The sequence below is a fragment of the Streptomyces sp. NBC_00083 genome (genome assembly GCF_026343295.1).
GTDB lineage: Bacteria > Actinomycetota > Actinomycetes > Streptomycetales > Streptomycetaceae > Streptomyces.
This window is the reverse complement of record NZ_JAPELY010000001.1, coordinates 1,871,290-1,896,442: the sequence shown is the minus strand read 5'-3', so window position 1 is coordinate 1,896,442 and position 25,153 is coordinate 1,871,290. Positions and strand designations below refer to the sequence as shown.

16 protein-coding genes, 3 rRNA genes and 2 pseudogenes are annotated in these 25,153 nt (G+C 69.9%); 6 read left to right on the top strand and 15 right to left on the bottom strand.

Annotated elements, in window-relative coordinates:
* Window positions 1-21: 21 nt before the first annotated feature.
* A complete protein-coding gene (locus OOJ98_RS08280) occupies window positions 22-1,656 on the top strand; it encodes a PucR family transcriptional regulator (protein ID WP_267053972.1) in 1,635 nt (544 codons plus the stop codon).
* 44 nt (window positions 1,657-1,700) lie between these two features.
* Here OOJ98_RS08280 and OOJ98_RS08275 read toward each other — a convergent pair whose 3' ends face one another.
* Window positions 1,701-2,780: a glycosyltransferase family 4 protein gene (locus tag OOJ98_RS08275; RefSeq protein ID WP_267053971.1), complete on the bottom strand. Its 1,080-nt coding sequence runs from the start codon at window positions 2,778-2,780 to the stop codon at window positions 1,701-1,703.
* Window positions 2,781-2,978: 198 nt separating this feature from the next.
* Window positions 2,979-4,697 carry a DNA repair protein RecN gene (gene recN / locus OOJ98_RS08270; RefSeq protein WP_267055560.1) on the bottom strand — a complete coding sequence of 573 codons (1,719 nt, stop codon included), beginning with the start codon at window positions 4,695-4,697 and terminating at the stop codon, window positions 2,979-2,981.
* Window positions 4,698-4,865: 168 nt separating this feature from the next.
* Between recN and OOJ98_RS08265 the strand changes: the two genes are divergently transcribed.
* A complete protein-coding gene (locus OOJ98_RS08265) occupies window positions 4,866-6,218 on the top strand; it encodes an FtsX-like permease family protein (RefSeq protein ID WP_267053970.1) in 1,353 nt (450 codons plus the stop codon).
* A gap of 27 nt (window positions 6,219-6,245) precedes the next feature.
* Here the strand turns inward: OOJ98_RS08265 and OOJ98_RS08260 are convergent, their stop codons facing one another.
* From OOJ98_RS08260 to OOJ98_RS08250, 3 genes are all read right to left on the bottom strand, one after another.
* The gene (locus OOJ98_RS08260; RefSeq protein ID WP_267053969.1) at window positions 6,246-7,184 is read right to left on the bottom strand and encodes an NAD kinase; all 939 of its coding nucleotides are present in this window, start codon (window positions 7,182-7,184) and stop codon (window positions 6,246-6,248) included.
* 14 nt (window positions 7,185-7,198) lie between these two features.
* Window positions 7,199-8,014 (bottom strand): TlyA family RNA methyltransferase, encoded by an 816-nt coding sequence (locus tag OOJ98_RS08255; protein WP_267053968.1) that lies wholly within the window; start codon window positions 8,012-8,014, stop codon window positions 7,199-7,201.
* A 107-nt stretch (window positions 8,015-8,121) separates the two neighbouring features.
* A complete protein-coding gene (locus tag OOJ98_RS08250) occupies window positions 8,122-8,415 on the bottom strand; it encodes a hypothetical protein (RefSeq protein ID WP_267053967.1) in 294 nt (97 codons plus the stop codon).
* 43 nt (window positions 8,416-8,458) lie between these two features.
* Here OOJ98_RS08250 and OOJ98_RS08245 point away from each other — a divergent pair, with 43 nt between their 5' ends.
* Entirely contained in the window at window positions 8,459-8,806 is a 348-nt protein-coding gene (locus OOJ98_RS08245; RefSeq protein ID WP_267053966.1) for an SCP2 sterol-binding domain-containing protein, read from the top strand.
* Between the two features lie 382 nt (window positions 8,807-9,188).
* Here OOJ98_RS08245 and OOJ98_RS08240 read toward each other — a convergent pair whose 3' ends face one another.
* The 4 genes from OOJ98_RS08240 to OOJ98_RS08225 all read right to left on the bottom strand — a co-directional run bounded on the left by OOJ98_RS08240 (window position 9,189) and on the right by OOJ98_RS08225 (window position 13,215).
* Window positions 9,189-9,980: an ABC transporter ATP-binding protein gene (locus OOJ98_RS08240; RefSeq protein WP_267053965.1), complete on the bottom strand. Its 792-nt coding sequence runs from the start codon at window positions 9,978-9,980 to the stop codon at window positions 9,189-9,191.
* A gap of 68 nt (window positions 9,981-10,048) precedes the next feature.
* Window positions 10,049-11,077: an iron chelate uptake ABC transporter family permease subunit gene (locus tag OOJ98_RS08235; RefSeq protein WP_267053964.1), complete on the bottom strand. Its 1,029-nt coding sequence runs from the start codon at window positions 11,075-11,077 to the stop codon at window positions 10,049-10,051.
* Window positions 11,074-12,033 (bottom strand): iron chelate uptake ABC transporter family permease subunit, encoded by a 960-nt coding sequence (locus OOJ98_RS08230; RefSeq protein WP_323177907.1) that lies wholly within the window; start codon window positions 12,031-12,033, stop codon window positions 11,074-11,076. Before OOJ98_RS08230 ends, OOJ98_RS08235 begins: the two co-directional genes overlap by 4 nt.
* A gap of 153 nt (window positions 12,034-12,186) precedes the next feature.
* Window positions 12,187-13,215: an HAD-IIA family hydrolase gene (locus OOJ98_RS08225; protein ID WP_267053962.1), complete on the bottom strand. Its 1,029-nt coding sequence runs from the start codon at window positions 13,213-13,215 to the stop codon at window positions 12,187-12,189.
* Between the two features lie 72 nt (window positions 13,216-13,287).
* Between OOJ98_RS08225 and OOJ98_RS08220 the strand changes: the two genes are divergently transcribed.
* Complete coding sequence (locus OOJ98_RS08220; RefSeq protein ID WP_267053961.1) at window positions 13,288-14,571, top strand: DUF1015 domain-containing protein; 1,284 nt, start codon at window positions 13,288-13,290, stop codon at window positions 14,569-14,571.
* Between the two features lie 402 nt (window positions 14,572-14,973).
* Here OOJ98_RS08220 and OOJ98_RS08215 read toward each other — a convergent pair.
* The 6 genes and pseudogenes from OOJ98_RS08215 to OOJ98_RS08190 form a co-directional block, all read right to left on the bottom strand.
* Window positions 14,974-15,675: pseudogene (locus OOJ98_RS08215) on the bottom strand (hypothetical protein); the annotation flags it as partial.
* Window positions 15,676-15,708: 33 nt separating this feature from the next.
* Window positions 15,709-17,109 (bottom strand): annotated as a pseudogene (locus tag OOJ98_RS34815) (hypothetical protein); the annotation flags it as partial.
* A gap of 136 nt (window positions 17,110-17,245) precedes the next feature.
* Window positions 17,246-17,362 (bottom strand): 5S ribosomal RNA (rrf, locus tag OOJ98_RS08205).
* Window positions 17,363-17,467: 105 nt separating this feature from the next.
* A 23S ribosomal RNA gene (locus OOJ98_RS08200) occupies window positions 17,468-20,594 on the bottom strand.
* Window positions 20,595-20,878: 284 nt separating this feature from the next.
* Window positions 20,879-22,404, bottom strand: a 16S ribosomal RNA gene (locus OOJ98_RS08195).
* Together the 16S, 23S and 5S rRNA genes form the textbook arrangement of a ribosomal RNA operon.
* Window positions 22,405-22,950: 546 nt before the next feature.
* Window positions 22,951-23,592: a DNA-3-methyladenine glycosylase gene (locus tag OOJ98_RS08190; RefSeq protein ID WP_267053960.1), complete on the bottom strand. Its 642-nt coding sequence runs from the start codon at window positions 23,590-23,592 to the stop codon at window positions 22,951-22,953.
* Between the two features lie 95 nt (window positions 23,593-23,687).
* On the opposite strand from OOJ98_RS08190, the gene OOJ98_RS08185 reads away from it, so the two are divergent.
* Complete coding sequence (locus OOJ98_RS08185) at window positions 23,688-24,470, top strand: sporulation protein (RefSeq protein WP_267053959.1); 783 nt, start codon at window positions 23,688-23,690, stop codon at window positions 24,468-24,470.
* A gap of 66 nt (window positions 24,471-24,536) precedes the next feature.
* On the top strand, window positions 24,537-25,073 hold the full coding sequence (locus tag OOJ98_RS08180) for a YbhB/YbcL family Raf kinase inhibitor-like protein (RefSeq protein ID WP_267053958.1): 537 nt from the start codon (window positions 24,537-24,539) through the stop codon (window positions 25,071-25,073).
* Window positions 25,074-25,153: the final 80 nt, after the last annotated feature.

Below are 25,153 nucleotides of genomic sequence, written 5' to 3'. Positions count from 1 at the left end.
GCAGGACGAGAGGTGGGCGCAGTGGACACGCAGGGCGGGATCACCGTGCAGCGGGCCCTCGAACTGCCGGGCCTGCGCGGCGGCCTCCCGGAGGTCGTCGCGGGCGCCGACCGGCTCCAGCGCACCGTGCGCTGGGTGCACGCGGGGGAAGTGCCCAACATCGCCTCCCTGCTCAAGGGCGGCGAGCTGCTCCTGACCACGGGGCTCGGCCTCGGCACCCGCCCCGCCGAACAGCGCGCGTTCGTACGGCGGCTCGCCGACCGCGGCATCGCCGCACTCGTCGTCGAGCTCGGCCCCCGCTTCGCCCGGCTCCCCGCCACCTTGGTGGAGACCGCGCGCGCCGCCGGTCTTCCGCTGGTCCAGCTCCACCGCGAGGTGCCGTTCGTCACGGTGACCGAGGAGATCCACACCGAGATCGTCAACGGCCACTACGCCCTGCTGCAACGCGCCGAGGAGGTCCACCGGCGCTGCACGGGCGCGCTGCTCGGCGGCGGCGGGATCCCGCAAGTCCTGGGCATCCTGGCCGACTTCACCGCCAACCCGGTCTTCCTGGAGACCCCCGACGGTCAGCTCCTGTACGCCGCCGGGTGCGAGGCGGGCGAGGCGGCCGCCGACCCGCTCCAGGTCTGGGAGGGGCTGCGCGGCCAGCGCGAGACACGTGCGTCGGGGCCGCCGGTGGGCGCCGTCCTGGTGGACGTGCCGGGCGGCGGGCACGGCGCGGGCTCCGTACGGGCCCGGCTCGCGCTCCTCGCGGTCGGTCCGCCGCTGCTTCCGGTGCACCGCATGGCCGCCGAGCGGGCCGCGGGCATCCTCGCCGTCGTCCTCATGCAGGCCCGCCAGGAGGAGGAGCTGGCCGCGCGCGGCCGCGGCGACTTCCTCACCGACCTCGCCGAGGGCCGCATCACGCCCGAGGACGCGCCCGGCCAGGCCAAGGTCCTCGGTTTCCGGCCCGGCGAGGGTCCGCTGCTCCCGGTCGTGATGCGCCTCGCCTCGGAGCTGGCTCCGACGGGCAACTGGGCGGTCCTCGCGCGGGCCGTCCTCGAAGAGCTGTCCTCGGTGGGCGTGCCGGTACTGCTCGGCGTGCGCCCCGTCGAGGGCCGGGTGCCGCTGCTGCTTGGGCTCCGCTCGGAGCCGGAGCGCACCGCCGTCGCCGACCGGGTCGCGGCGGCCCTGCGGGCCGGCGTCGAACGGGCCGGCCTGATGGGCGCGCGGGCCGGGACCCAGCCCGTGGTCGTGGTGGGCGTGGCCGGCAGCTGGGCCGCGGCCGGCGCGGGGCTGCGGCACGCGGCGGAGACCGCGGCGGCCGCACAGGGCCTGCCCGAGCGGCCCTGGTACGACGCCCGGCGCCTCGACATCGACCTGCTCCTGTGGCGGCTGCGCGAACACCCCGACCTCGCGGCGTTCGTGGAGCGGGCGATCGGCCCGCTCCAGGCCCACGACCGCGCCTCGCGGCCACCCCTGCTGCCCACCCTGGAGAGCTATCTCGCGCACGCGGGCCGCAAGGCGGAGACCGCGCGCGAACTCCACCTCAACCGGCAGACCCTCTACAACCGGCTGGCCCGCATAGCGGACCTCCTGGGCACCGACCTGGACGACCCCCAGACGGTCCTCGCCCTGTCCCTGGCGCTCCGGGCCCGGCGGCACGCGGCGGGATAGCGGGCAGCGCCGCGGACCGGGCTGCGCGGCGGACCGGGCTGCGCTCAGGCGCCGGTCAACTCGTCGTACACGGCGAGGACTTGGGCCACCGTCGCGTCCTCGGTGGGCCAGCTCGCGGCCTGCGCCCGCCCCGCGTCGGCAAGCGCACGCCGCGCCTCGGGGTCCGCCAGCAGATCCGTGACGGCCCGCGCGAGCGCCTCCGCGTCGCCGTAGGGGACGAGCAGCGCCGCGTCCCCGACCAGCTCCGGCACCCCTCCCACGGACGTGGCGACCAGCGGCACGCCCAGGCGCAGGGCGTCCTGGGCGAGCACCGAGCGGGCCTCCCAGCGGCTCGGCAGGACCGCGATGTCGGCGGCGGCGAGCAGTTCGGTGATGTCGTCGCGTCGTCCGACGAGCCTGACCGGCAGGGACTCCGCCTCGATCCGCCGTTGCAGCGCCGGGCGCCCGCGCCCCTCCCCCGCGATGACGAGCAGCGGCACCACGTCGAGATCGCGCCAGGCGCGCGCCGCGTCGAGCAGCACCTCGTAGCCGCGGTGCTCCACGAGGCTGCCCACGGCCATCAGCAACGGACGCTCCACCGCGCCGAGTTCGGCCCGCGCCTTGCCGTCGCAGAGCCCGGCGGGCAGCCGGGGCACGGGGATGGCGACCGCGGCGAGCCGGGCGTCGCGCGCGCCGCGTTCGCGGGCCCGGTCGACGAGGTCGGACGAGGTGGCGAGCACCACCGCGGCGGCCCGCGAGACGCGGCGCTCGAGGAGGCGGATCACCTGGCCGCGGGCGCCGTCGGCGTGCGAGCGGGTGTGCCAGGTGACGACCAGCGGCACGCCCCGCCGGCCACGCAGCGCGAGGGCGGCGCGGACCGCGGCGTGCAGGCCGTGCGCGTGCACCACGTCGGCGTCGGCGCAGGCGGCGCGCAGCGCCCCGACCGCCGCCGGGTCGCCCCGCCGCGCGACCGGCACGAAGAGGGCGCCCGCACCGGGGAAGTCGTACTCCCGCTCGACGTCGGCGGGGGCGCACACGGTGACGCGTACGCCCCGGGCGGCCAGGCCGGCCGTGAGCGACCTGACATGCGCGCTGCTGCCCGCGCTGCCGCCGCCCAGCACTTGGACCGTACGCAGCTGTGACACGTGAACAGGCTCCCGGAGCGGACGGGTCGGCGGTGGAGGTCGGTGGTTCCCGGCCAAGGATGCCAGTCCGTACGGGCGTTCCGGGACCGTCCGGGGGTTCCTGCCGTGCCGGGCCGGGGAGATCGCCGCGCCCGACCACCCACACGGGTGAACGGGCGCGGCGCGGGTGCATCCCTGAGCGCGCCGCCCGTCCGCGCGTCAGCCGTCCGCGCGGGCCGTGGCGAGGAGTTCCTCGGCGTGCGCCCTGGCCGTCTCGGAGTCCTCCTGGCCGGCCAGCATGCGCGACAGCTCGCGCACCCGGTCCTCGCCTTCGAGGACGGTGACGCCGGACCGGGTGACCGTGCCGTCGTTGGTCTTCTCGACGAGGAGCTGACGGTCCGCGAACGCCGCGACCTGCGGCAGGTGCGTGACGACGACGACCTGGGCCGACTTGGCCAGCTTGGCGAGCCGGCGGCCGATCTCGACCGCGGCCTTGCCGCCGACGCCCGCGTCGACCTCGTCGAACAGGTACGTCGGCACCGGGTCGGTGCCCGCGAAGACGACCTCGACGGCGAGCATCACCCGGGAGAGTTCACCGCCGGAAGCGCCCTTGGCGATCGGCCGGGGCGGGGCGCCCGGGTGGGGTGCGAGCAGCAGCTCGACCTCGTCGGCGCCGGTCGGCCCGTACGCCACGGTCCGGCCGCCGACCTCGACGCCTTCGGGGTCCTCGCTCTGGCCGACCGCGAACGACACGCGCGCGTGCGGCATCGCGAGGGAGGCCAGCTCGGCGGTGACCGCCTCGGCGAACCGGTCCGCTGCCTCGGTGCGGGCGTCCGTCAACTCCTGTGCCAGGGTGGACAGTTCGTCGCGCAGCCCGTCCCGCTCCGCGGTCAGCTGCTCGATCCGGTCGTCGTCCCCGTCGAGTTCGCCCAGACGCGCCGCGCCCTCCTGCGCCCACGCCAGCACGGCCGCGATGTCCTCGCCGTACTTGCGGGTCAGGGCGGTCAGGGCGGCCCTGCGCTCCTCCACCGCGGCGAGCCGCAGCGGGTCGGCGTCCAGGTCGTCGGCGTATCCGGCGAGTTCGCCGGCCACGTCGCCGAGCAGGATCGCGACCTCGCCGATGCGTTCGGCGAGCGCCGCGAGGGCGGGGTCGTGGGAGCGTACGGCCTCCAGGGCCCGGTGGGCGCCGGCGACGAGGGTCGTCGCGTCCACGCTCTCCGGGTCCTCGGGGTTGCCGGCCAGCGCGGCGTGGCCGATGGCGGCGGCCGACGCGAGGGCCTCCGCGTGGCCGAGCCGCTCGGCCTCGGCCGCGAGTTCGGCGTCCTCGCCGGGCAGCGGCTCGACGGCGGCGATCTCGTCGAGCCCGAAGCGCAGCAGATCGGCCTCCTGCGCACGCTCGCGCGCCCGGGTCGTCAGCTCTTCGAGGTCGACGGCGACGGCCCGCAGCCGGCGGTAGGCACCGGCGTACTTGGCGAGGGGGCCCGCCACCGCGTCACCGGCGTACCGGTCGAGCGCCTCGCGCTGTCTGGCCGGGCGCAACAGGCCCTGCTGGTCGGTCTGGCCGTGCACCGCGACGAGTTCGTCGGCCAGCTCGGCGAGCATCCCGACCGGCACCGACCGCCCGCCGAGGTACGCCCGTGAGCGGCCCTCCGCGGAAACGGTACGGCTCACGAGCAGCGCGCCGTCGTCGAGCTCGGCGCCCGCCTCCTCGGCCCGCAGCACCGCCGAGCTTCCGGGCCGCAGCGCGATCCGTCCCTCGACGACCGCCGCCTTGGCGCCGATCCGCACGAGCGCGGGATCGGCGCGGCCGCCGAGCAGCAGCCCCAGGCTGGTGACGACCATGGTCTTGCCGGCACCGGTCTCGCCGGTCACCGCGGTGAAACCGGGTGAAAGCTCCACGACAGCGTCGTCGATGACCCCGAGCGACCGTATCCGCATCTCCTCCAACACGGACACGACCTTACGAGGTCCGGAGCCCTGTGTGCGACGTGCCCCGTGCCGTCACCCTCTCGTGGAGCCCGAACCGCCGCCGCGGGGGAAAACCCCCGCATGACCGGGAGGCCCGCCGGATGGTCCCGGTGCCGGCGTTCCCGGGAGCCTTGGCGCATGAGCACAGGACTGGCCCGTTCCGCCCTGCGCGGCCACCGCCCGGCGTTCGTCGGCACGTTCGTGGCCGCGCTGTTCGCCGCGACCGTGGTGAGCGCGTCGACGACCCTGCTGGTCGGCACGTCGACAAAGGGCCTCTCGGCGCGGGCACGCGCACAGATGACGGCCGGCGGGGTCGGCGACATGGCGACCGTGATGCTCATCGGTTCGGTCTACATGTCGATATTCGTGATCGCCTCGACGATGGGCACCGCCGTCACGCAGCAGCACCGCGAGCTGGCCCTGGTGCGGGCTGTCGGCGCCCGGCCCCGGCAAGTGCGGCGGGCCGTGGTCGCGCAGGCCGTCGCCGCCGCCGTACCGGCCGCCCTGGCCGGGTTCGTGCTCGGCGGGACCCTGCTGAGCAGGGTCTGGTTCGCGGGGCTGCGCGACCACGGCCTGCTGCCCACCGAGGTGACGTACCGCTTCACCTGGGTCGCGCTGCCGGTCGTGCTCGCCGTCGCCCTGGTCACCTCGGCGCTCGCCGCGTTCCTCGCCGCGCTGCGCTTCTCGCTGCTGCGCCCGGCGCGCGCCCTGGACGAGGCCGCGGCGGGCCGGCGCGGGCTCGGCCGGGTGCGGGGCCCGCTCGGGGTGCTCGCGGTGGCGGGCGGCGGCGCCCTGTCCTACGCCCTCGCGCACCAGTCGCCGGACAAGGCGGGGCAGGCCGCGTTCCTGGTGCTGCTGCTGTTCTGCGCGGGCGCGGGGCTGCTCGGCCCGAGGGTGGTGGGGCCGGCCGCGCGGCTGGTCTCGGCGCCGGCCCGGCGGTTCGGCGCCGGGGCGCGCCTCGCGACGTTGACCGTCCGTTCGCAGCCGCGCCGCTTCTCGGCCGCGGTGGTCCCGCTCGTCCTGGTCACCGGCTTCGGCCTCACCAAGATCGCCCTGCACACGACGGCGGCGCACCGCACGGGGTCGGCGGGCCGCACGGGCGAGGTCTGGCTCGACTACTTCGGCACGGGCCTCTACGCCGGCTTCGCCGCGATCGCCGCCGCCAACACCCTGGCGATGATCTCCTTCGAGCGGCGCCGCGACATAGCCCTGCTCCGGGTCGTGGGCACCCTGCCGGGCCAGGTCCGCTCGATGGCGGCGTGGGAGGCCGGCATCGTCGCGGCCACCGCCCTGGTGCTCGGCTCGGTGGTCGCCCTGGCGACCCTGGCTCCGATGCTGACGGCGGCGTACGGCTCGTGGATCCCGTATCTGCCGTGGCCGACCGCGCTCGCCGTCGTGGGCGGCACGCTGCTGCTCACCCTGCTGGCCACGGGCGTTCCGGTGCGCGCCGCCCTGCGCCGGCGGGCGATCAGGACGCTCGCCGCGTCCTGATCATGATCCCCGCCCCGCCGGGACCGGTCAGTGCGGCGCCCCGCGCCACCCCTGCACCGGCAGGGCGAACTTGGCGACGAGACGGTCGGTGAACGAGGCGTGGTGCAGCCGCGCGAGCCGCACCGGAACGGCGCCCCGCCGCACCTCCACCCGTGCGCCCGCCGGGAGTTCGACCGTACGGCGCCCGTCGCACCACAGCACCCCGTGCGGTGTGTGCGGCTGCACCTCCACCGCGAGCACCGAGGTGGGCGAGGTGACCAGGGGCTTGGCGAACAGGGCGTGCGCGCTGATCGGCACCATGAGCAGCGCCTCGACCTCGGGCCACACCACGGGGCCGCCGGCCGAGAAGGCGTACGCCGTCGAACCGGTCGGGGTGGCGCACACGATGCCGTCGCAGCCGAAGCCGGTGACCGGGCGGCCGTCGATCTCCAGAACGACCTCCAGCATCCGCTCGGGCGAGACCTTCTGGACGGCCGCCTCGTTGAGGGCCCAGTCCTGGTGCACCACATCGCCGTTGTTGTGCACGACGACGTCGAGGGTCATCCGCTCCTCGACCTCGTACGCCCGCGTCACCACCCGGTCGACGACCTTGTCCAGGTCGTCGCGCTCGGCCTCCGCGAGGAAGCCGACCCGGCCGAGGTTGACGCCGAGCATGGGTACGCCGGAGGCGCGGGCCAGTTCCGCGCCGCGCAGCAGGGTGCCGTCGCCGCCGAGGACGATGAGCAGCTCACAGGCGTCCAGGCATGCGGGGCTCGCGTCCGCGACGATCTCCGCCTCGACGGGCAGCGGCAGATCGGCCGCCTCCGCCCGCAGCACCCGCACTCCGATGCCGCTGCGCAGGAGGCCCCGGACGACGAGCTCCGCGCTGCGGATGGCCGCGGGTCTGCCGGTGTGCGCGAGCAGGAAGACGGTGCGCCCCACGTCACCGCTGCCGGCCGTCCCGGCTCCGGCACTTCTCTCGTTCAAGCTCTCCGACGCACTCACCGGGGTCCCTCCGCCACTGCGCGCTCCACGTCCGCGGGATCGAGCGCGGGCGCCCCGGCCCGCAGCCACAGAAAGTACTCGACGTTGCCGGAGGGGCCGGGCAGCGGGCTCGCGGTCACGCCGGCCACGCCGAGCCCCAGGCGGGCCGCCTGCGCCGCCACCGTCCGCACCGTCTCGGCGCGCAGCTCGGGGCTGCGTACGACGCCGCCGCTGCCGAGCCGGTCCTTGCCGATCTCGAACTGCGGCTTGACCATGAGGACCAGGTCCGCGTCGGGCGCCGAGCAGCGCACGAGGGCGGGCAGCACGAGGCCGAGCGCGATGAACGAGAGGTCGCCCACGACGAGGTCGGCGGGCTGCCCGTCGATGTCGTCGAGCGTCAACTCGCGTACGTTCGTACGGTCCTTCACGGTGACCCGGTCGTCGCTCTGCAGGGACCAGGCGAGCTGTCCGTAACCGACGTCGACGGCGAGGACGTGCCCGGCGCCCGCGCGCAGCAGCACATCGGTGAAGCCGCCCGTGGAGGCGCCCGCGTCGAGCGCCCGCCGCCCCTCGACCTTGAGCCCCAGCGGGACGAAGGCCTCGAACGCCCCGGCGAGCTTGTGTCCGCCGCGCGATACGTAGTCGGGATCGCTGTCGTCGTCCACCACCACGATCGCGGCGGCGGTCTCGACCTGCGTGGCGGATTTGGTGGCGACGGTCTTGCCGACGCTCACCCGGCCCGCGGCGATCAACTGGGCGGCGTGCTCCCGCGACCGCGCGAGTTTCCGGCGCACCAGCTCGGCGTCGAGGCGGCGGCGTGCCACTCCTGCCACGTTCGGTTCAGCTCCTGTAGTCGTAGTTCGTCGATGTGCGTCGACGTGCGTCGATGTGCGTCGGCGTGCGTGGGTGTCCGTCAGGGGACGGCGGCTCGTCGTACCGCTCAAAGCCGCTGGTCGGCCAACGGCCGGGCCGCCCCGGATGTTCCCGGCGCGGGCGGTCCCTGCGGGGCGTCCAGCGCGGTCAGCGTGGTGCGCAGCCCCCGGTGTACATCCTCGTACACCTCCAGGTGGCCGTCGGTACCGAGGTGGTCGACGTCCCCGAGCCGCTCGACGAGGGCGTCGACGCCGGGGTGTCCGGTGGGGGCGCGGTCCACGCCGAGGGGCGCGGGTCCGCTGTCGTCGGCGTGGGGCTGTGCCTGGTCGTCCGCGTCCGCCGCCGGCATCGAGTCGCTCATGCCGGAAACGCTACCGCGAAGCCCTGGGGTACGGTCGGTGGCGATGGCGACCTTGGAGGAGTGCCGCGGCGCACTCGACAGACTTTCGGACAATCTGGCCCGCGCGGGGGGCGACGTGCATGCGGCCGCGGCGCTGGACCGCTCGCTGAGCTGCCACATCACGGACCTGGACACCACGTTCGTGGGCCACCTGCGGGGCGGCCGCGTCGTGGTCGGTGACACGGTGCCGGGGGCGCCGCGGGAGAAGGCGCAGATCCGCCTCGCGATGACGGGCGACGATCTGCTGGCGATGGTCGGCGGCGAGCTGAACTTCGCGAAGGCGTGGGCGTCGGGCCGGGTCCGCCTGGAAGCGGGCTTCCGAGACCTACTCCGCCTGCGCACGCTGCTCTGACCGGCCCCGGGGTCACCCAGCGAGGGCGCGGGCCCCGCATGGGCCCACCACCCGGCCCGGCTCCAGGGTGCGGACCGCGGACGGCGGGTCGCGCAGTTCCCCGCGCCCCTAGGTGGGTTCGCCTTGGCAGCTTGCCCAGTCGAGGGATTCTCAGCCTGTCCGGCGTTTGAGGACGAGGGCCGTTCAGGCCCGAACGGGGTCTGGGGCGGAGCCCCAGGGGCCTGTCTCCAGGGTGCGGACCGTGCGTGGCTGGTCGCGCAGTTCCCCGCGCCCCCAGCGGGATCGGTGCCGACCGGCATGCACATCCCCAGCCCGTCCGGCGATCGAGGACGAGCGCCCTCAAGGCGCGACCGGGGTCTGGGGCGGAGCCCCTGGTGGGTCATCAGGGCACCCGGGGTGGGGCCGAGCGCACTACCAGGGGTGTCCCGGTCTCGGGATCGGGAATCACCCGGCACCGCACGCCGAACACCCGCTCCACCCGCTCCGCCGTCACCACGGCGGACGGCGGCCCCTCGGCCACCACTTCCCCGTCCCTCATGGCAATGAGATGCGTGGCGTACCGAGCCGCCTGGTTCAGGTCGTGCAGCACGACCACCAGCGTGCGCCCCTGCTCCTCGTGGAGCTGAGCGCACAGATCCAGGACCTCGTACTGGTGCTGGATGTCCAGGAACGTCGTCGGCTCGTCGAGCAGCAGCAACGGCGTCTGCTGGGCCAGCGCCATGGCGATCCAGACCCGCTGCCGCTGCCCGCCGGACAACTCGTCGACGTACCGCTCCCCCAGCCCCCCGACCCCCGTCGCCTCCATGGACTCCTGGACGATCCGCTCGTCCTCCGGCGACCACTGCCGCAGCAGCCCCTGATGGGGGTAGCGTCCGCGCGCCACGAGGTCGCCCACGGTGATCCCGTCCGGCGCGATGGAGGACTGCGGAAGCAGCCCGAGGGTGCGCGCCACCTTCTTCGCGGGCTGCGCGTGGATGGACTGCCCGTCGAGCAGCACCCGCCCCGCGCTGGGCTTGAGCATCCGCGAAAGCGCCCGCAGCAGTGTGGACTTGCCGCACGCGTTGGGCCCGACGATCACCGTGAAGGAGTGGTCCGGGATCTCGACCGACAGGTCCTTGGCGATCACCCGCTGGTCATAGCCGAGGGTGACCGATTCGGCGCTGAGGCGTTGCATGCTCGTACTCCTGCTGAAAGAACCGGAATCCGTATGGGAGTTGGGGCCGGCGGCCGAGGACCGCGGGCTCATATCCGCCCCGCCCTGCGCTCGGTCACGAGCAGCCACAGCAGGTAGACGCCGCCGACCATCCCGGTCAGCACCCCCACCGGCAGCGTGCTCTCGCCGAACAGCCGCTGCGCTCCCCAGTCCGCGACGACCAGGAGCGCCGCGCCCATCAGCGCGGAGGCGATGACGTTGGGCCCGGTCGCGCGGGTGAGGCGCCGGGCCAGCTGGGGCGCGGTCAGCGCGACGAAGGCGATGGGCCCGGCGGCCGCGGTCGCCGAGGCGTTGAGAAGTACGGCGGCCAGCATCAGGACGGTACGGGTGCGCTGCACGGGCACGCCCAGCGCGTACGCCGCGTCGTCGCCCATCTCCAGCATCCGCAGCGGCCGGGCGTACACGAGGACGACCGGCAGGAGCACCACGAACAGCACGAGCAGGGGCCAGACCTGCGCCCAGTCGCGGCCGTCGAGGGAGCCGGTGAGCCACACCATCGAGCGGGCCGCGTCGACCAGGGTGGACTTGGTGAGCAGATAGTGGATGCAGGCGGTGAGCATCGCGGCGGCGCCGATGCCCACGAGGACGAGGCGGTAGCCGTGCACGCCCTTCTTCCACGCCAGCAGATAGACCGCGACCCCGGTCGCCAGCCCGCCGGCGAGCGCGCCGAGCGAGACCGCGAACGCGCCGCCGTGGAAGAACACGATGACGGTGAGCGCGCCCACCGACGAGCCCTGTCCGAAGCCGATGACGTCGGGGCTGCCCAGCGGGTTGCGGGAGATGGACTGGAAGAGCGCCCCGGAGATCCCGAGGGAGGCGCCGACCAGGAGCGCCACGACCACACGCGGCAGCCGCAGTTCGTTGATGATGAAGTCCTGGGCGACCGTGCCCGATCCGAGCAGGCTGCGGACGACGTCGGCGGGGCCGATGGCGAAGTCGCCGGTGCCGATCAGGACGACGGCCGCGGCGAGCGCCACCAGGGCGAGCCCGCCGATCACGGCGAGGGCGCGCGGCTCGGCCCGGAAGGAGAGGCCGCCGGGGGTACGTATCGCCTTCACAGCTGGGCCATCCTCTTGCGCCGTACGAGGTAGATGAAGACGGGGCCGCCGATGAGTGCGGTGACGATGCCGACCTGGAGTTCGGCGGGACGGGTGACGACCCGCCCGACCACGTCCGAGCCGAGCAGCAGCACGGGCGAGAGCACGGCCGCGTACGGCAGGATCCACCGCAGGTCGGGGCCGGTGATGGCGCGCACGATGTGCGGGACCATGAGCCCGATGAACACGATGGGCCCGCAGGCGGCGGTCGCGGCCCCGCACAGCAGGGTGATCACGACCATCGACGTGACGCGGGTGCGGGTCAGGCGGGAGCCGAGCGCGCGGGCGGTGTCGTCGCCCATGGCCATCGCGTTGAGCGGGCGGGCGAGCAGCAGCGCCACGACGAGCCCGACGAGGATGAACGGCGCGATCTTGCGGACGGTCGGCATGTCCGCCGACGCGAGCGACCCGACCTGCCAGAACCGGAGCTGGTTGAGGGCCGCGGAGTCGGTGAGCTGGACGGCGTTGATGTAGCCGTAGAGCGCGGCGCTCGCCGCCGTGCCCGCGAGTGCGAGCCGTACGGGCGTCGCGGCCCGGCTGCCGCCGAGCAGGTAGACGGCCGCCGAGACGACGCCCGCGCCGAGGAACGCGAACCACACGTATCCGGTGAGCGAGGTGACTCCGAGGAAGCTGATCGCGGAGACCACGGCGGCGGCCGCTCCCGCGTTGACGCCGAGGATGCCGGGCTCGGCGAGCGGGTTGCGGGTGAGCGCCTGCATGATCGCGCCGGCGAGCCCGAGCGCGGCACCGACGAGCAGTCCGAGCAGGGTCCGCGGCACCCGTACGTCGTGGATGAGGACGTCGTTGGCGGTGCCCGAGCCGTGGAAGAGCCCGTGCCAGACGTCGCCGAGCGGCATCGGTTTCGCGCCGACCGCGATGCTGGCGACGGCGACGAGCACCAGCACGCCCACGGACACGAACAGACCGGCGGCGCGCAGCGTACGGCGTTTCGCGGTCGGGGCCGGGGGCGCGGCGGCGGCGCCGTCGCGCGGCTGAGGAGGACTGTCTACCAACACAAAGGTTAGGTTAACCTAACCTTTGCACGTCGACGGCGGCGGCCCCGTCCCGCCTCAGAGACCGAGGCGCTCCAGCACCTTCGCCGCGTCCACGTCACAAACCCCGTCCCCGGCATGGCTCCAGGCCGCCGCGCACAGCGCCCGCAGCCCGTCCATCGCCTCCCCGTCCCCATCGAGCGCAAACGCCCCGTCCGTCACGGAGGCGGTCCACCCGCCGCACTCGAATCCGTCGCCCTTCGCGCGCACCTCGGGCTGCCCGGTCAGCAGACCCCGCAGATCGGCGTCGACGAAGGTGGGCCGGTGCTCGGGCTTCGCGGCCAGGAGCTGGGCGCCGTCCGTCACGCCGGTCAGCACGAGCAGCGAGTCGACGTCGCCGTTGAAGGCGCCCTCGATGTCCGTGTCGAGCCGGTCCCCGACGACCAGCGGCCGCTCGGCGCCGGTCCGCAGCACCGTCTCGCGGTGCATCGGCGGCAGTGGCTTTCCGGCCACCTGGGGATCGGCGCCCGTGGCGATGCGCACGACCTCGACGGCCGCACCGTTGCCCGGCGCGATCCCCCGCCCACTCGGAATCGTCAAGTCGACATTGGACGCGAACCAGGGCAGGCCGCGGTTGATCGCGTACGAGGCCTCCGCGAACCGGGACCACGTCAGGTCCGGGCCCCCGTACCCCTGCACGACGGCCACCGGATCGTCGTCGGCCGACTCCACCGGCACCAGCCCGCGCTCCTTCAGCGCGACCCGCAGCCCCTCCCCGCCGATCACCAACACCTTTGCTCCCTGCGGGAGTTGGTCCGACACCAGCCGGGCCACGGCCTGCGCCGAGGTGATCACATCGGTGGCCTCGGCGGGTACCCCGAGCTCCGTCAGATGCTCGGCGACCGCGTCCGGCGTCCGCAGCGCGTTGTTGGTCACGTACGCGAGGTGCATGCCGCCGTCCCGCGCCTCGGCGAGCGCGTCGACGGCGTGCTCGATCGCGGCACCGCCCGCGTAGACCACCCCGTCCAGATCCAGCAGAGCCGTGTCGTAGGCCTCGTTCAGCGCCCGCTCGCTGCCCCGCGGCATGGTCCGGCCGGTCTGGCTCATCTTCATCCACTCCTCGATCGATGCTTCGCCCCCGATCATCGCGCATGCCCCCGCCCCACATACCATGCACGGATGAGCACAACTGGGCGTGCGGACCTCGGGCTGCGCCTGATCCCGTTCCGCGGACTGCGCTATGTTCCCGAGCGGGTCGGCAGCCTCGCCGCCGTGACGTCACCGCCGTACGACGTGGTGGTGCGCCCCGACGGCCTGCTCCACTTGGAGTCGGCGGACCCCTACAACATCGTCCGGCTGATCCTGCCGCAGGCCAGCTCGCCGGCCGCCCGCAACCAGCAGGCCGCGCTGACCCTGGACGACTGGCTCGACGAGGGCGTCCTCGCCCCCGACCCGGAGCCCGCCCTGTACGTGTACGAGCAGGAGGGCGACGGCATCCTGCAGCGGGGCATCATCGGCGCGCTCGCCCTGTCGGCACCGGACGAGGGCGTCGTCCTGCCGCACGAGGACGTGATGCCGCACGTCGTCGAGGACCGGGCCGCGCTCATGCGCACCACCGCCGCCCACCTCGAACCGCTGCTGCTCACCTACCGCGGCGCCGCCACCCCGAGGGGTGCGACCGCCGTCATCGACCGCGCCATCGAGCGCGAGCCGCTCCTGCGCACGACCACGGAGGACGGTTTCCGCCACCGTCTGTGGGCCCTGACGGATCCGGCCGATCTCGCGGAGGTGCAGGCCGACCTGTCCGCGCACCAGGCGGTCATCGCCGACGGCCACCACCGCTGGGCCACGTATCTGCGCCTGCGCGACGAACAGAGCTCGCCCGGCCCCTGGGACTTCGGCCTCGTCCTCCTCGTCGACACGGCCCGCTATCCGCTGCGCGTCCGCGCGATCCACCGCCTGCTGCACCGCCTTCCGGTGGCCAAGGCGCTCGCCGCGGTCACGGCGGCCGGCGCCTTCCGCGTCCGCACTCTCGACGTTCCGCTCGCCGACGCCATGGAGGCGCTGGCGCGGGCGGCCACCGAAGGCAACGCGTTCCTGCTGGCGGGCGACGGGCGCTTCCACCTCCTGGACCGCCCGGACGAGGCCCTGCTCGCCCGCACGATCCGCGCCGACCGGCCGCCGGCCTGGCGCTCGCTCGACGCGACGGTCCTGCACTCGACCCTGCTCGACGAGATCTGGCGCATTCCGGACACACCGGAGGAGATCGCGTACATCCACGACACGGCCGCGACGGTCGAGCAGGCGGAGCGCCACAACAAGACGGCGGTCCTGATGCACCCGGTCCGCGAGGAGGTCGTACGCGACCTGGCGCGGCAGGGCGTCACGATGCCCCGCAAGTCGACGTCGTTCGGCCCGAAGCCGGCGACCGGCCTGGTGCTGCGCAGCCTGACCGTGAACTGAGCCGGGCGAGGCAGCGGACGCGGAAACAGAAGAGAGGCGGTGCCCGAGCGGGCACCGCCTCTCTTCTGTTTCCGTCACCCCGCCGACGTCATACGCCCCGGGGTGCCGGCTCCTTCACTGTCAGGCGTCCTTGTCGGAGCCCTTGTCCTTGTCGTCGTGCTTGTCGTCGGCGTCCGCGTCCGTGGCGGGCGCGACGATCACGGCCTCGTCCTGCGCGGGCTCGGCGACGGCGGAGTCCGCCTTCGCGGGTTCGGCGACGGCAGGCGCGGCGTCGGCGGTCTCGGTGGCGGCACGCACGATGTCGGTGTCGTCGCCCTCGAACTCGTCCTCCTCCTCGCCCTCGTCGTCGAAGTCGGGGTCCGCCGGCAGGTCCTCGGCCACCGCGCGCGGGGCTTCGGCGTCGCCGTCCACCTCGTCGTCGTCCTCGACCATGGCGTCGACGAAGTCGACACCGTCGAGCTCGGCAAGGCGGTCGGACGCGTCGGTCGTGCCGTCCTTGTCCGCCTCGAGGGCCTTGGCGAACCACTCGCGGGCCTCGTCCTCACGCGTCGCCGCGAGCAGCGCGTCGGCGTAGGCGTACCGCAGACGCGCGGTCCACGGCTGTACGGAGTTCGAGGCGAGCTCGGGGCTCTGCAGGGTCACGATGGCGGCGTCGAGCTGCCCCATGTCCCGGCGCGCTCCGGCCACGACGAGACGCATCTCGACCTGTCCGGCCTTGTCGAGCTTCTGCACCTCGGGCTCGCCGGCCATCGACAGCGCCCGCTCGGGACGCCCGAGCCCACGCTCGCAGTCGGCCATGACGGGCCACAGCTCGACGGACCCGGTCATGCGACGCGCGGCGCGGAACTCCGCGAGCGCCTCGGAGTACTTCTGCGTCGCGTACGCGGCGAAGCCGGCGGCCTCACGCACGGCGGCCACGCGCGAGGCGAGCCGCAGCGCGATGCGGGAGTACGCGTACGCCTGCTCGGGCTCTTCGTCGATGAGCCGGGCCACCATCACCAGGTTGCACGCGACTTCTTCGGCGAGGCCCTTGGGCAGGCTCATGAGCTCCTGGCGCACGCCCTCGTCGATCTCGTTGCCGGTGACGTCCTCGTCGATCGGCAGCCGCTTGACGGGCTCCCGGTCACGGTCGCGGTCACGGTCGTCGCGTCGGCCGTAGCCACCCCGGTCGTCACGGCCTCGGTCGTCGCGCCGGTCGTCGCGCCCGCGGTAGCCCCCGCGGTCGTCATCACGGCGCGGGGCCGGACGGTCGTCACGACGGAAGCCGCCACGGTCGTCGTCGCGACGCGGCGCGGGACGGTCATCACGACGGAAGCCGCCACGGTCGTCGTCACGGCGAGGAGCCGGACGGTCATCACGACGGGGGTACGAGCTACCACCGCGGTTGTCGTCACGACGGAACCCACCACGGTCGTCATCGCGACGCGGGGCCGGACGGTCATCACGACGGAACCCACCACGGTCGTCATCACGGCGAGGAGCCGGACGGTCATCACGACGGGGGTACGAGCTGCCACCGCGGTTGTCGTCACGACGGGGGGCCGGACGGTCGTCACGACGGCCGCCGAAGCCACCGCCACCACGGTTGTCATCGCGGCGGAACCCACCACGGTCATCGTCACGGCGAGGAGCGGGCCGGTCGTCACGACGGGGGTACGAGCTGCCACCGCCGGCCGGGCGACCACCACGGTCGTCGCGACGGAACCCACCGCGGTCGTCATCACGGCGCGGGGCCGGACGGTCATCACGACGGGGGTACGAGCTGCCGCCACCACGGTTGTCGTCACGACGGAACCCGCCGCGGTCGTCGTCGCGACGCGGGGCCGGACGGTCATCCCGACGGAACCCGCCACGGTCGTCATCACGGCGAGGAGCCGGACGGTCATCACGACGGGGGTACGAGCTGCCACCGCGGTTGTCGTCACGGCGCGGGTACGAGCTGCCGCTGGAGGACCCGCCACGGTTGTCGTCACGGCGGAAGCCGCCGCCACCGCCACGGTTGTCATCGCGACGGAACCCACCACGGTCGTCATCGCGACGCGGGGCCGGACGATCGTCACGACGGCCGCCGAAGCCACCGCCACCACGGTTGTCGTCACGACGGAACGCGCCGCGGTCGTCGTCACGGCGAGGAGCCGGACGGTCATCACGACGGCCGTACGAGCTGCCGCCGGAGGACCCGCCACGGCTGTCGTCGCGACGGAAGCCGCCGCCACCGCCACGGTTGTCATCGCGACGGAACCCACCACGGTCGTCGTCGCGACGCGGGGCCGGACGATCGTCACGACGGCCGCCGAAGCCACCGCCACCACCGCCGGCGGGGCGACCGCCACGGTCGTCGCGGCGCGGGTACCCGCCGCCGGAGCCACCGCTGGAGGAGCCACCACGACTGTCGTCACGACGCCCGCCGTAACCACCCCGGTCGTTGTCACGCCGCGGACCGCGGTCGTCTCGACCACCGCGGTAGCCGCCCCGGTCGCCACCGTCCTGACGGCGCGGCTCGCGCTCCGGACGGTCGTCGGGAGAGTTGGTGGACATCGTGACTCCTAGTCTTCGGGTACTGCAGTCATTCTCGCGCAGTCGGCTGCCCGACGCGCTTCGGCAAAACAAAGCGGAAAAACAAAAGGACCCTTGGTCCCAGCATGAACGCTGGGACCAAGGGTCCTGAAATATTGTTCGGCGGCGTCCTACTCTCCCACAGGGTCCCCCCTGCAGTACCATCGGCGCTGAAAGGCTTAGCTTCCGGGTTCGGAATGTAACCGGGCGTTTCCCTAACGCTATGACCACCGAAACCCTATCGGTTTCGAGCGAACAAGCACACTTTTCAATTAAGTGGGTTCTGCTCAACCAGCAACTGTTCGTTGCTTCAGAACAAACACAGTGGACGCGAGCAACTGAGGACAAGCCCTCGGCCTATTAGTACCAGTCAGCTCCACCCGTTACCGGGCTTCCACATCTGGCCTATCAACCCAGTCGTCTACTGGGAGCCTTACCCTCTCAAGGAGGTGGGAACACTCATCTCGAAGCAGGCTTCCCGCTTAGATGCTTTCAGCGGTTATCCTTTCCGAACGTAGCCAACCAGCCATGCCCTTGGCAGGACAACTGGCACACCAGAGGTTCGTCCGTCCCGGTCCTCTCGTACTAGGGACAGCCCTTCTCAATGTTCCTGCGCGCGCAGCGGATAGGGACCGAACTGTCTCACGACGTTCTAAACCCAGCTCGCGTACCGCTTTAATGGGCGAACAGCCCAACCCTTGGGACCGACTCCAGCCCCAGGATGCGACGAGCCGACATCGAGGTGCCAAACCATCCCGTCGATATGGACTCTTGGGGAAGATCAGCCTGTTATCCCCGGGGTACCTTTTATCCGTTGAGCGACGGCGCTTCCACAAGCCACCGCCGGATCACTAGTCCCGACTTTCGTCCCTGCTCGACCCGTCGGTCTCACAGTCAAGCTCCCTTGTGCACTTACACTCAACACCTGATTGCCAACCAGGCTGAGGGAACCTTTGGGCGCCTCCGTTACTCTTTAGGAGGCAACCGCCCCAGTTAAACTACCCATCAGACACTGTCCCTGATCCGGATCACGGACCGAGGTTAGACATCCAGCACGACCAGAGTGGTATTTCAACGACGACTCCACAACCACTGGCGTGGCCGCTTCAAAGTCTCCCACCTATCCTACACAAGCCGAACCGAACACCAATATCAAACTGTAGTAAAGGTCCCGGGGTCTTTCCGTCCTGCTGCGCGAAACGAGCATCTTTACTCGTAGTGCAATTTCACCGGGCCTATGGTTGAGACAGTCGAGAAGTCGTTACGCCATTCGTGCAGGTCGGAACTTACCCGACAAGGAATTTCGCTACCTTAGGATGGTTATAGTTACCACCGCCGTTTACTGGCGCTTAAGTTCTCAGCTTCGCAACCCCGAAAGGTCACTAACCGGTCCCCTTAACGTTCCAGCACCGGGCAGGCGTCAGTCCGTATACATCGCCTTACGGCTTCGCACGGACCTGTGTTTTTAGTAAACAGTCGCTTCTCGCTGGTCTCTGCGGCCACCCCCAGCTCAGAGAGTAAATCTCATCACCGGTGATGGCCCCCTTCTCCCGAAGTTACGGGGGCATTTTGCCGAGTTCCTTAACCATAGTTCACCCGAACGCCTCGGTATTCTCTACCTGACCACCTGAGTCGGTTTAGGGTACGGGCCGCCATGAAACTCGCTAGAGGCTTTTCTCGACAGCATAGGATCATCCACTTCACCACAATCGGCTCGGCATCAGGTCTCACCCTTATATGTCATCCGGATTTGCCTAGATGACGGGCTACACCCTTACCCCGGGACAACCACCGCCCGGGTTGGACTACCTTCCTGCGTCACCCCATCGCTTACCTACTACAAGTCTGGGTCACCGGCTCCACCACTTTCCTTTCCCCGAAGGGTCCGGAACGGCTTCACGGGCTTAGCATCGCCTGATTCAGTATTGGGCGTTTCAAAGCGGGTACCGGAATATCAACCGGTTGTCCATCGACTACGCCTGTCGGCCTCGCCTTAGGTCCCGACTTACCCTGGGCAGATCAGCTTGACCCAGGAACCCTTAGTCAATCGGCGCACACGTTTCTCACGTGTGTATCGCTACTCATGCCTGCATTCTCACTCGTGAACCGTCCACCACTAGCTTCCGCTGCAGCTTCACCCGGCACACGACGCTCCCCTACCCATCCCAGCAGGCGTTGGCCCTATATGCTGGAATGACACGACTTCGGCGGTACGCTTGAGCCCCGCTACATTGTCGGCGCGGAATCACTTGACCAGTGAGCTATTACGCACTCTTTCAAGGGTGGCTGCTTCTAAGCCAACCTCCTGGTTGTCTCTGCGACTCCACATCCTTTCCCACTTAGCGTACGCTTAGGGGCCTTAGTCGATGCTCTGGGCTGTTTCCCTCTCGACCATGGAGCTTATCCCCCACAGTCTCACTGCCGTGCTCTCACTTACCGGCATTCGGAGTTTGGCTAAGGTCAGTAACCCGGTAGGGCCCATCGCCTATCCAGTGCTCTACCTCCGGCAAGAAACACACGACGCTGCACCTAAATGCATTTCGGGGAGAACCAGCTATCACGGAGTTTGATTGGCCTTTCACCCCTAACCACAGGTCATCCCCCAGGTTTTCAACCCTGGTGGGTTCGGTCCTCCACGACCTCTTACAGCCGCTTCAACCTGCCCATGGCTAGATCACTCCGCTTCGGGTCTAGAGCGTGCAACTATGTCGCCCTATTCGGACTCGCTTTCGCTACGGCTTCCCCACACGGGTTAACCTCGCTACACACCGCTAACTCGCAGGCTCATTCTTCAAAAGGCACGCAGTCACGACTGTATGTGCAAGCACAATGCAGCGACGCTCCCACGGCTTGTAGGCACACGGTTTCAGGTACTATTTCACTCCGCTCCCGCGGTACTTTTCACCATTCCCTCACGGTACTATCCGCTATCGGTCACCAGGGAATATTTAGGCTTAGCGGGTGGTCCCGCCAGATTCACACGGGATTTCTCGGGCCCCGTGCTACTTGGGTGTCTCTCAAACGAGCCGTTGATGTTTCAGCTACGGGGGTCTTACCCTCTACGCCGGACCTTTCGCATGTCCTTCGCCTACATCAACGGTTTCTGACTCGTCCTGTCAGCCGGCAGACTGACGAAAGAGAGATCCCACAACCCCGCATGCGCAACCCCTGCCGGGTATCACACGCATACGGTTTGGCCTCATCCGGTTTCGCTCGCCACTACTCCCGGAATCACGGTTGTTTTCTCTTCCTGAGGGTACTGAGATGTTTCACTTCCCCTCGTTCCCTCCACATACCCTATGTGTTCAGGTATGGGTGACAGCCCATGACGACTGCCGGGTTTCCCCATTCGGAAACCCCCGGATCAAAGCCTGGTTGACGGCTCCCCGGGGACTATCGTGGCCTCCCACGTCCTTCATCGGTTCCTGGTGCCAAGGCATCCACCGTGCGCCCTTAAAAACTTGGCCACAGATGCTCGCGTCCACTGTGCAGTTCTCAAACAACGACCAACCACCCATCACCCCCACCATTCAGTGGAGTTCACTGGGGCCGGCACTAGAAGGCAGCCTCTCGGCCGTACCTTCAGATACCCAACAGCGTGCCCGGCCCTCTCCATCGCCCCGATCCGCTTTCCACGCTCCGAAGAGCAGTACTAGCGGCCCGAGTTGACCAAGAGTGCCGAATAGTCAACGTTCCACCCATGAGCTGACCGTGCAGAACATTTGTCTGCAGACGGTGCTGTGCTCCTTAGAAAGGAGGTGATCCAGCCGCACCTTCCGGTACGGCTACCTTGTTACGACTTCGTCCCAATCGCCAGTCCCACCTTCGACAGCTCCCTCCCACAAGGGGTTGGGCCACCGGCTTCGGGTGTTACCGACTTTCGTGACGTGACGGGCGGTGTGTACAAGGCCCGGGAACGTATTCACCGCAGCAATGCTGATCTGCGATTACTAGCAACTCCGACTTCATGGGGTCGAGTTGCAGACCCCAATCCGAACTGAGACCGGCTTTTTGAGATTCGCTCCGCCTCGCGGCATCGCAGCTCTTTGTACCGGCCATTGTAGCACGTGTGCAGCCCAAGACATAAGGGGCATGATGACTTGACGTCGTCCCCACCTTCCTCCGAGTTGACCCCGGCAGTCTCCTGTGAGTCCCCATCACCCCGAAGGGCATGCTGGCAACACAGAACAAGGGTTGCGCTCGTTGCGGGACTTAACCCAACATCTCACGACACGAGCTGACGACAGCCATGCACCACCTGTATACCGACCACAAGGGGGCGACTATCTCTAGCCGTTTCCGGTATATGTCAAGCCTTGGTAAGGTTCTTCGCGTTGCGTCGAATTAAGCCACATGCTCCGCTGCTTGTGCGGGCCCCCGTCAATTCCTTTGAGTTTTAGCCTTGCGGCCGTACTCCCCAGGCGGGGAACTTAATGCGTTAGCTGCGGCACCGACGACGTGGAATGTCGCCAACACCTAGTTCCCAACGTTTACGGCGTGGACTACCAGGGTATCTAATCCTGTTCGCTCCCCACGCTTTCGCTCCTCAGCGTCAGTAATGGCCCAGAGATCCGCCTTCGCCACCGGTGTTCCTCCTGATATCTGCGCATTTCACCGCTACACCAGGAATTCCGATCTCCCCTACCACACTCTAGCTAGCCCGTATCGAATGCAGACCCGGGGTTAAGCCCCGGGCTTTCACATCCGACGTGACAAGCCGCCTACGAGCTCTTTACGCCCAATAATTCCGGACAACGCTTGCGCCCTACGTATTACCGCGGCTGCTGGCACGTAGTTAGCCGGCGCTTCTTCTGCAGGTACCGTCACTTTCGCTTCTTCCCTGCTGAAAGAGGTTTACAACCCGAAGGCCGTCATCCCTCACGCGGCGTCGCTGCATCAGGCTTTCGCCCATTGTGCAATATTCCCCACTGCTGCCTCCCGTAGGAGTCTGGGCCGTGTCTCAGTCCCAGTGTGGCCGGTCGCCCTCTCAGGCCGGCTACCCGTCGTCGCCTTGGTAGGCCATTACCCCACCAACAAGCTGATAGGCCGCGGGCTCATCCTTCACCGCCGGAGCTTTTAACCCCTCAAGATGCCCTGAGGAGTGTTATCCGGTATTAGACCCCGTTTCCAGGGCTTGTCCCAGAGTGAAGGGCAGATTGCCCACGTGTTACTCACCCGTTCGCCACTAATCCACCCCGAAGGGCTTCATCGTTCGACTTGCATGTGTTAAGCACGCCGCCAGCGTTCGTCCTGAGCCAGGATCAAACTCTCCATGAATGTTTACCCGTAATCGGGTGCACACATCACGTAAGAGCGGGACGGAACCACCGGAATAAGGCGGCCCGTCCACAGCGTCCTCGCTGTGTATTGCCTGCCCACCACAAGGGCGTGCAGGACTTTTCAAAGGAACCTCGTCCCACCGAAGTGGAGACGGGGTTGTCAATCTGGCGTTGACTTTTGGCACGCTGTTGAGTTCTCAAGGAACGGACGCTTCCTTTGTACTCACCCTCTCGGGCTTTCCTCCGGGCGCTTCCCTTCGGTATTTCGTGTTCCGACTCTATCAGACTCTTTCGTGTCCGATTCCCCGTCGAATTGGGGTTCGCCTTGAGTTCTTCGCTTTCGCGTTTCCCTCTCGGCGTGTCCACTACTTTAGCGGGTTTCCCCTGCTCTTCATAATCGAGTCATTCGGGTTCGAATTTCGGCACGCCAAAATTCACACCCGGTGAGGGTCGATCGAAGGTAGTGGATGGCCACTCGGGGGTGCTGAACAGCAGGGCCCGTGTCAAGCGGCTCGGGCTACGTTAAGCGCCGCTTGAGGCCGAGTCAAGTTCGGCGTTTGCGGGGCTGGTGGGCCCGGTACGGGCTCACCGTGGGGTCGTCCGAGATCCAGAAGCGCCACGGATGCGGCGCCCCGTCACCGCCCACCCCGGTGCGCGGACCGCTGCGTACCAGGTCGGGCGTGGGAGGGGTGCCCGTCAGGATGGAGAGAGGGGACTCGGGGCCGGCGCAGGCGTCCGCTCCGTTCAGGGAGCGGCCCACGTCGAGGGCGGTCGCCAGCCGTGCCGGGCCTTTGGCCAGTTCCCTGTCGTGCCGGGCCGAGAGTCGACGGGGGCGGGCAAGATCGGAGCCCACCCGGATCTCCCCCGCTCTGAGCAGGACACCGCTGGCTTCGCCCTCGGGACCGCACACCAGGTTCAGGCAGTGCCACATTCCGTACGTGAAGTAGACGTACGCGTGTCCGGGCGGGCCGAACATGACGTCGTTGCGTGCGGTGCGGCCGCGGAAGGCGTGCGAGCCCGGGTCGTTGGGACCGTCGTAGGCCTCGACCTCCGTGAGGCGGACCTCAAGAGGGCCGTGCGGAGTGCGGCGTACCAGCGTGCGGCCCAGGAGGTCGGGGGCGACCTCCAGGACGGGGCGGTCGAAGAAGTCCCGGGGAAGTGGCGTACGTTCGGTGGCCGCGATCATGCCGTACGAGCGTACTGGACCTGCGGTGGGAACCGGAGACCGTCGTCACGCGTTCGTAGGGGTCGAGATCGGGCTATGCGTGGGGAAGGACTGGCATGGGGTTCAAGCGGCTGCTGGCGAGCCTGGGGGCCGGCGGGGCATCGGTGGAGACCGAGCTCACCGAGGCCAATGTGGTGCCGGGCGGGGTCGTGCAGGGCGAGGTCCGGATCGAGGGCGGCTCGGTCGACCAGCGGATCGAGGGGCTCTCGGTGGGGCTTCAGGCCCGGGTCGAGGTCGAGGGCGGCGAGCACGAGCACAAGCAGGACATCGAGTTCACCAAGGTGCGGCTCGGCGGGGCCTTCGAGGTGAAGGCGGGCGCGGTGCACGTGGTGCCGTTCGGGCTGGAGATTCCGTGGGAGACGCCCGTCACGGCGGTCGACGGTCAGCAGCTGCGCGGCATGCACATCGGTGTGACGACGGAGCTGGAGATCGCCCGCGCGCTCGACGCCGGCGACCTGGACCGGATCCAGGTCCATCCGCTCCCCGCGCAGCAGGCGATCCTCGACGCCTTCATCCAGCTGGGCTTCCGCTTCAAGGACGCCGACATGGAGAAGGGGCACATCCGCGGGACGCGGCAGCGGCTGCCCTTCTACCAGGAGATCGAGTTCTACGCGCCGTCGCAGTACCGGGGTCTGAACCAGGTGGAGCTGACCTTCGTCGCGGACGACCGCGCGATGGACGTGATCCTGGAGATGGACAAGAAGCCGGGCCTGTTCAGCGAGGGCAGTGACTCCTACCGCTCCTTCGAGGTCGGCCTGCACGACTTCCAGGGGACGGACTGGGCGGCGTACCTCAACCAGTGGCTGGCGGAGGTCGGCGGGCGGCGCAACTGGTTCTAGGGGCGAACCCCCTAGGCTCGGGTTCCATCAGTTGCCGCCGATTCAGGAGATTCAGGAGGTGCCGACGTGAGCGAGCTCAAGAGGCCGCCGCTTCCCCATGACTTCCATCCCGAGGTACCGTCGTTCACCGTGGTGAGCGAGGACGTCGAGCCGGGTGCCGTGCTCAAGGCCGCCCAGGTCTACGCCGCGGGGAACACCTCGCCGCAGCTGCGGTGGGAAGGGTTCCCCGCGGGGACGAAGAGCTTCGCTGTGACGTGCTTCGATCCCGACGCGCCCACGGGCAGCGGCTTCTGGCACTGGTCGGTGTTCGACATCCCGGCCTCGGTGACCGAGCTGCCGGCGGGTGCGGGCAGCGGCACGTTCGAGGGGCTGCCGGCCGGCGCGGTGCAGGCGCGCAACGACTACGGCTCGAAGGACTTCGGCGGCGCGGCGCCGCCGGCCGGCGAGACGCACCGGTACGTCTTCACGGTGTACGCGGTAGACACCGAGAAGCTGGGTCCCGACGCCGACACCCCGCCCGCGGCGGTCGGCTTCAATCTGCGGTTCCACACCCTCGGGCGGGCCCAGCTCATCGGTGAATACACCGCCCCCGCGGAGAGCTGATCGTTCGTTTTCTGTTTGCCCTGCCCTGGTCTTGGAGAGATCAGGGCAGGGCATTTTTCTGTTGTCGGTCCGGGTACGTC

Excerpts from the sequence above, each read along its gene's own strand:
- recN (WP_267055560.1), bottom strand. The coding sequence starts at position 4,697 with ATGCGGATACGGTCGCTCGGGGTCATCGACGACGCTGTCGTGGAGCTT.
- OOJ98_RS08265 (WP_267053970.1), top strand. The coding sequence starts at position 4,866 with ATGAGCACAGGACTGGCCCGTTCCGCCCTGCGCGGCCACCGCCCGGCG.
- OOJ98_RS08250 (WP_267053967.1), bottom strand. The coding sequence starts at position 8,415 with ATGAGCGACTCGATGCCGGCGGCGGACGCGGACGACCAGGCACAGCCC.
- OOJ98_RS08245 (WP_267053966.1), top strand. The coding sequence starts at position 8,459 with ATGGCGACCTTGGAGGAGTGCCGCGGCGCACTCGACAGACTTTCGGAC.
- OOJ98_RS08240 (WP_267053965.1), bottom strand. The coding sequence starts at position 9,980 with ATGCAACGCCTCAGCGCCGAATCGGTCACCCTCGGCTATGACCAGCGG.
- OOJ98_RS08225 (WP_267053962.1), bottom strand. The coding sequence starts at position 13,215 with ATGAGCCAGACCGGCCGGACCATGCCGCGGGGCAGCGAGCGGGCGCTG.
- OOJ98_RS08220 (WP_267053961.1), top strand. The coding sequence starts at position 13,288 with ATGAGCACAACTGGGCGTGCGGACCTCGGGCTGCGCCTGATCCCGTTC.
- OOJ98_RS08190 (WP_267053960.1), bottom strand. The coding sequence starts at position 23,592 with ATGATCGCGGCCACCGAACGTACGCCACTTCCCCGGGACTTCTTCGAC.
- OOJ98_RS08185 (WP_267053959.1), top strand. The coding sequence starts at position 23,688 with ATGGGGTTCAAGCGGCTGCTGGCGAGCCTGGGGGCCGGCGGGGCATCG.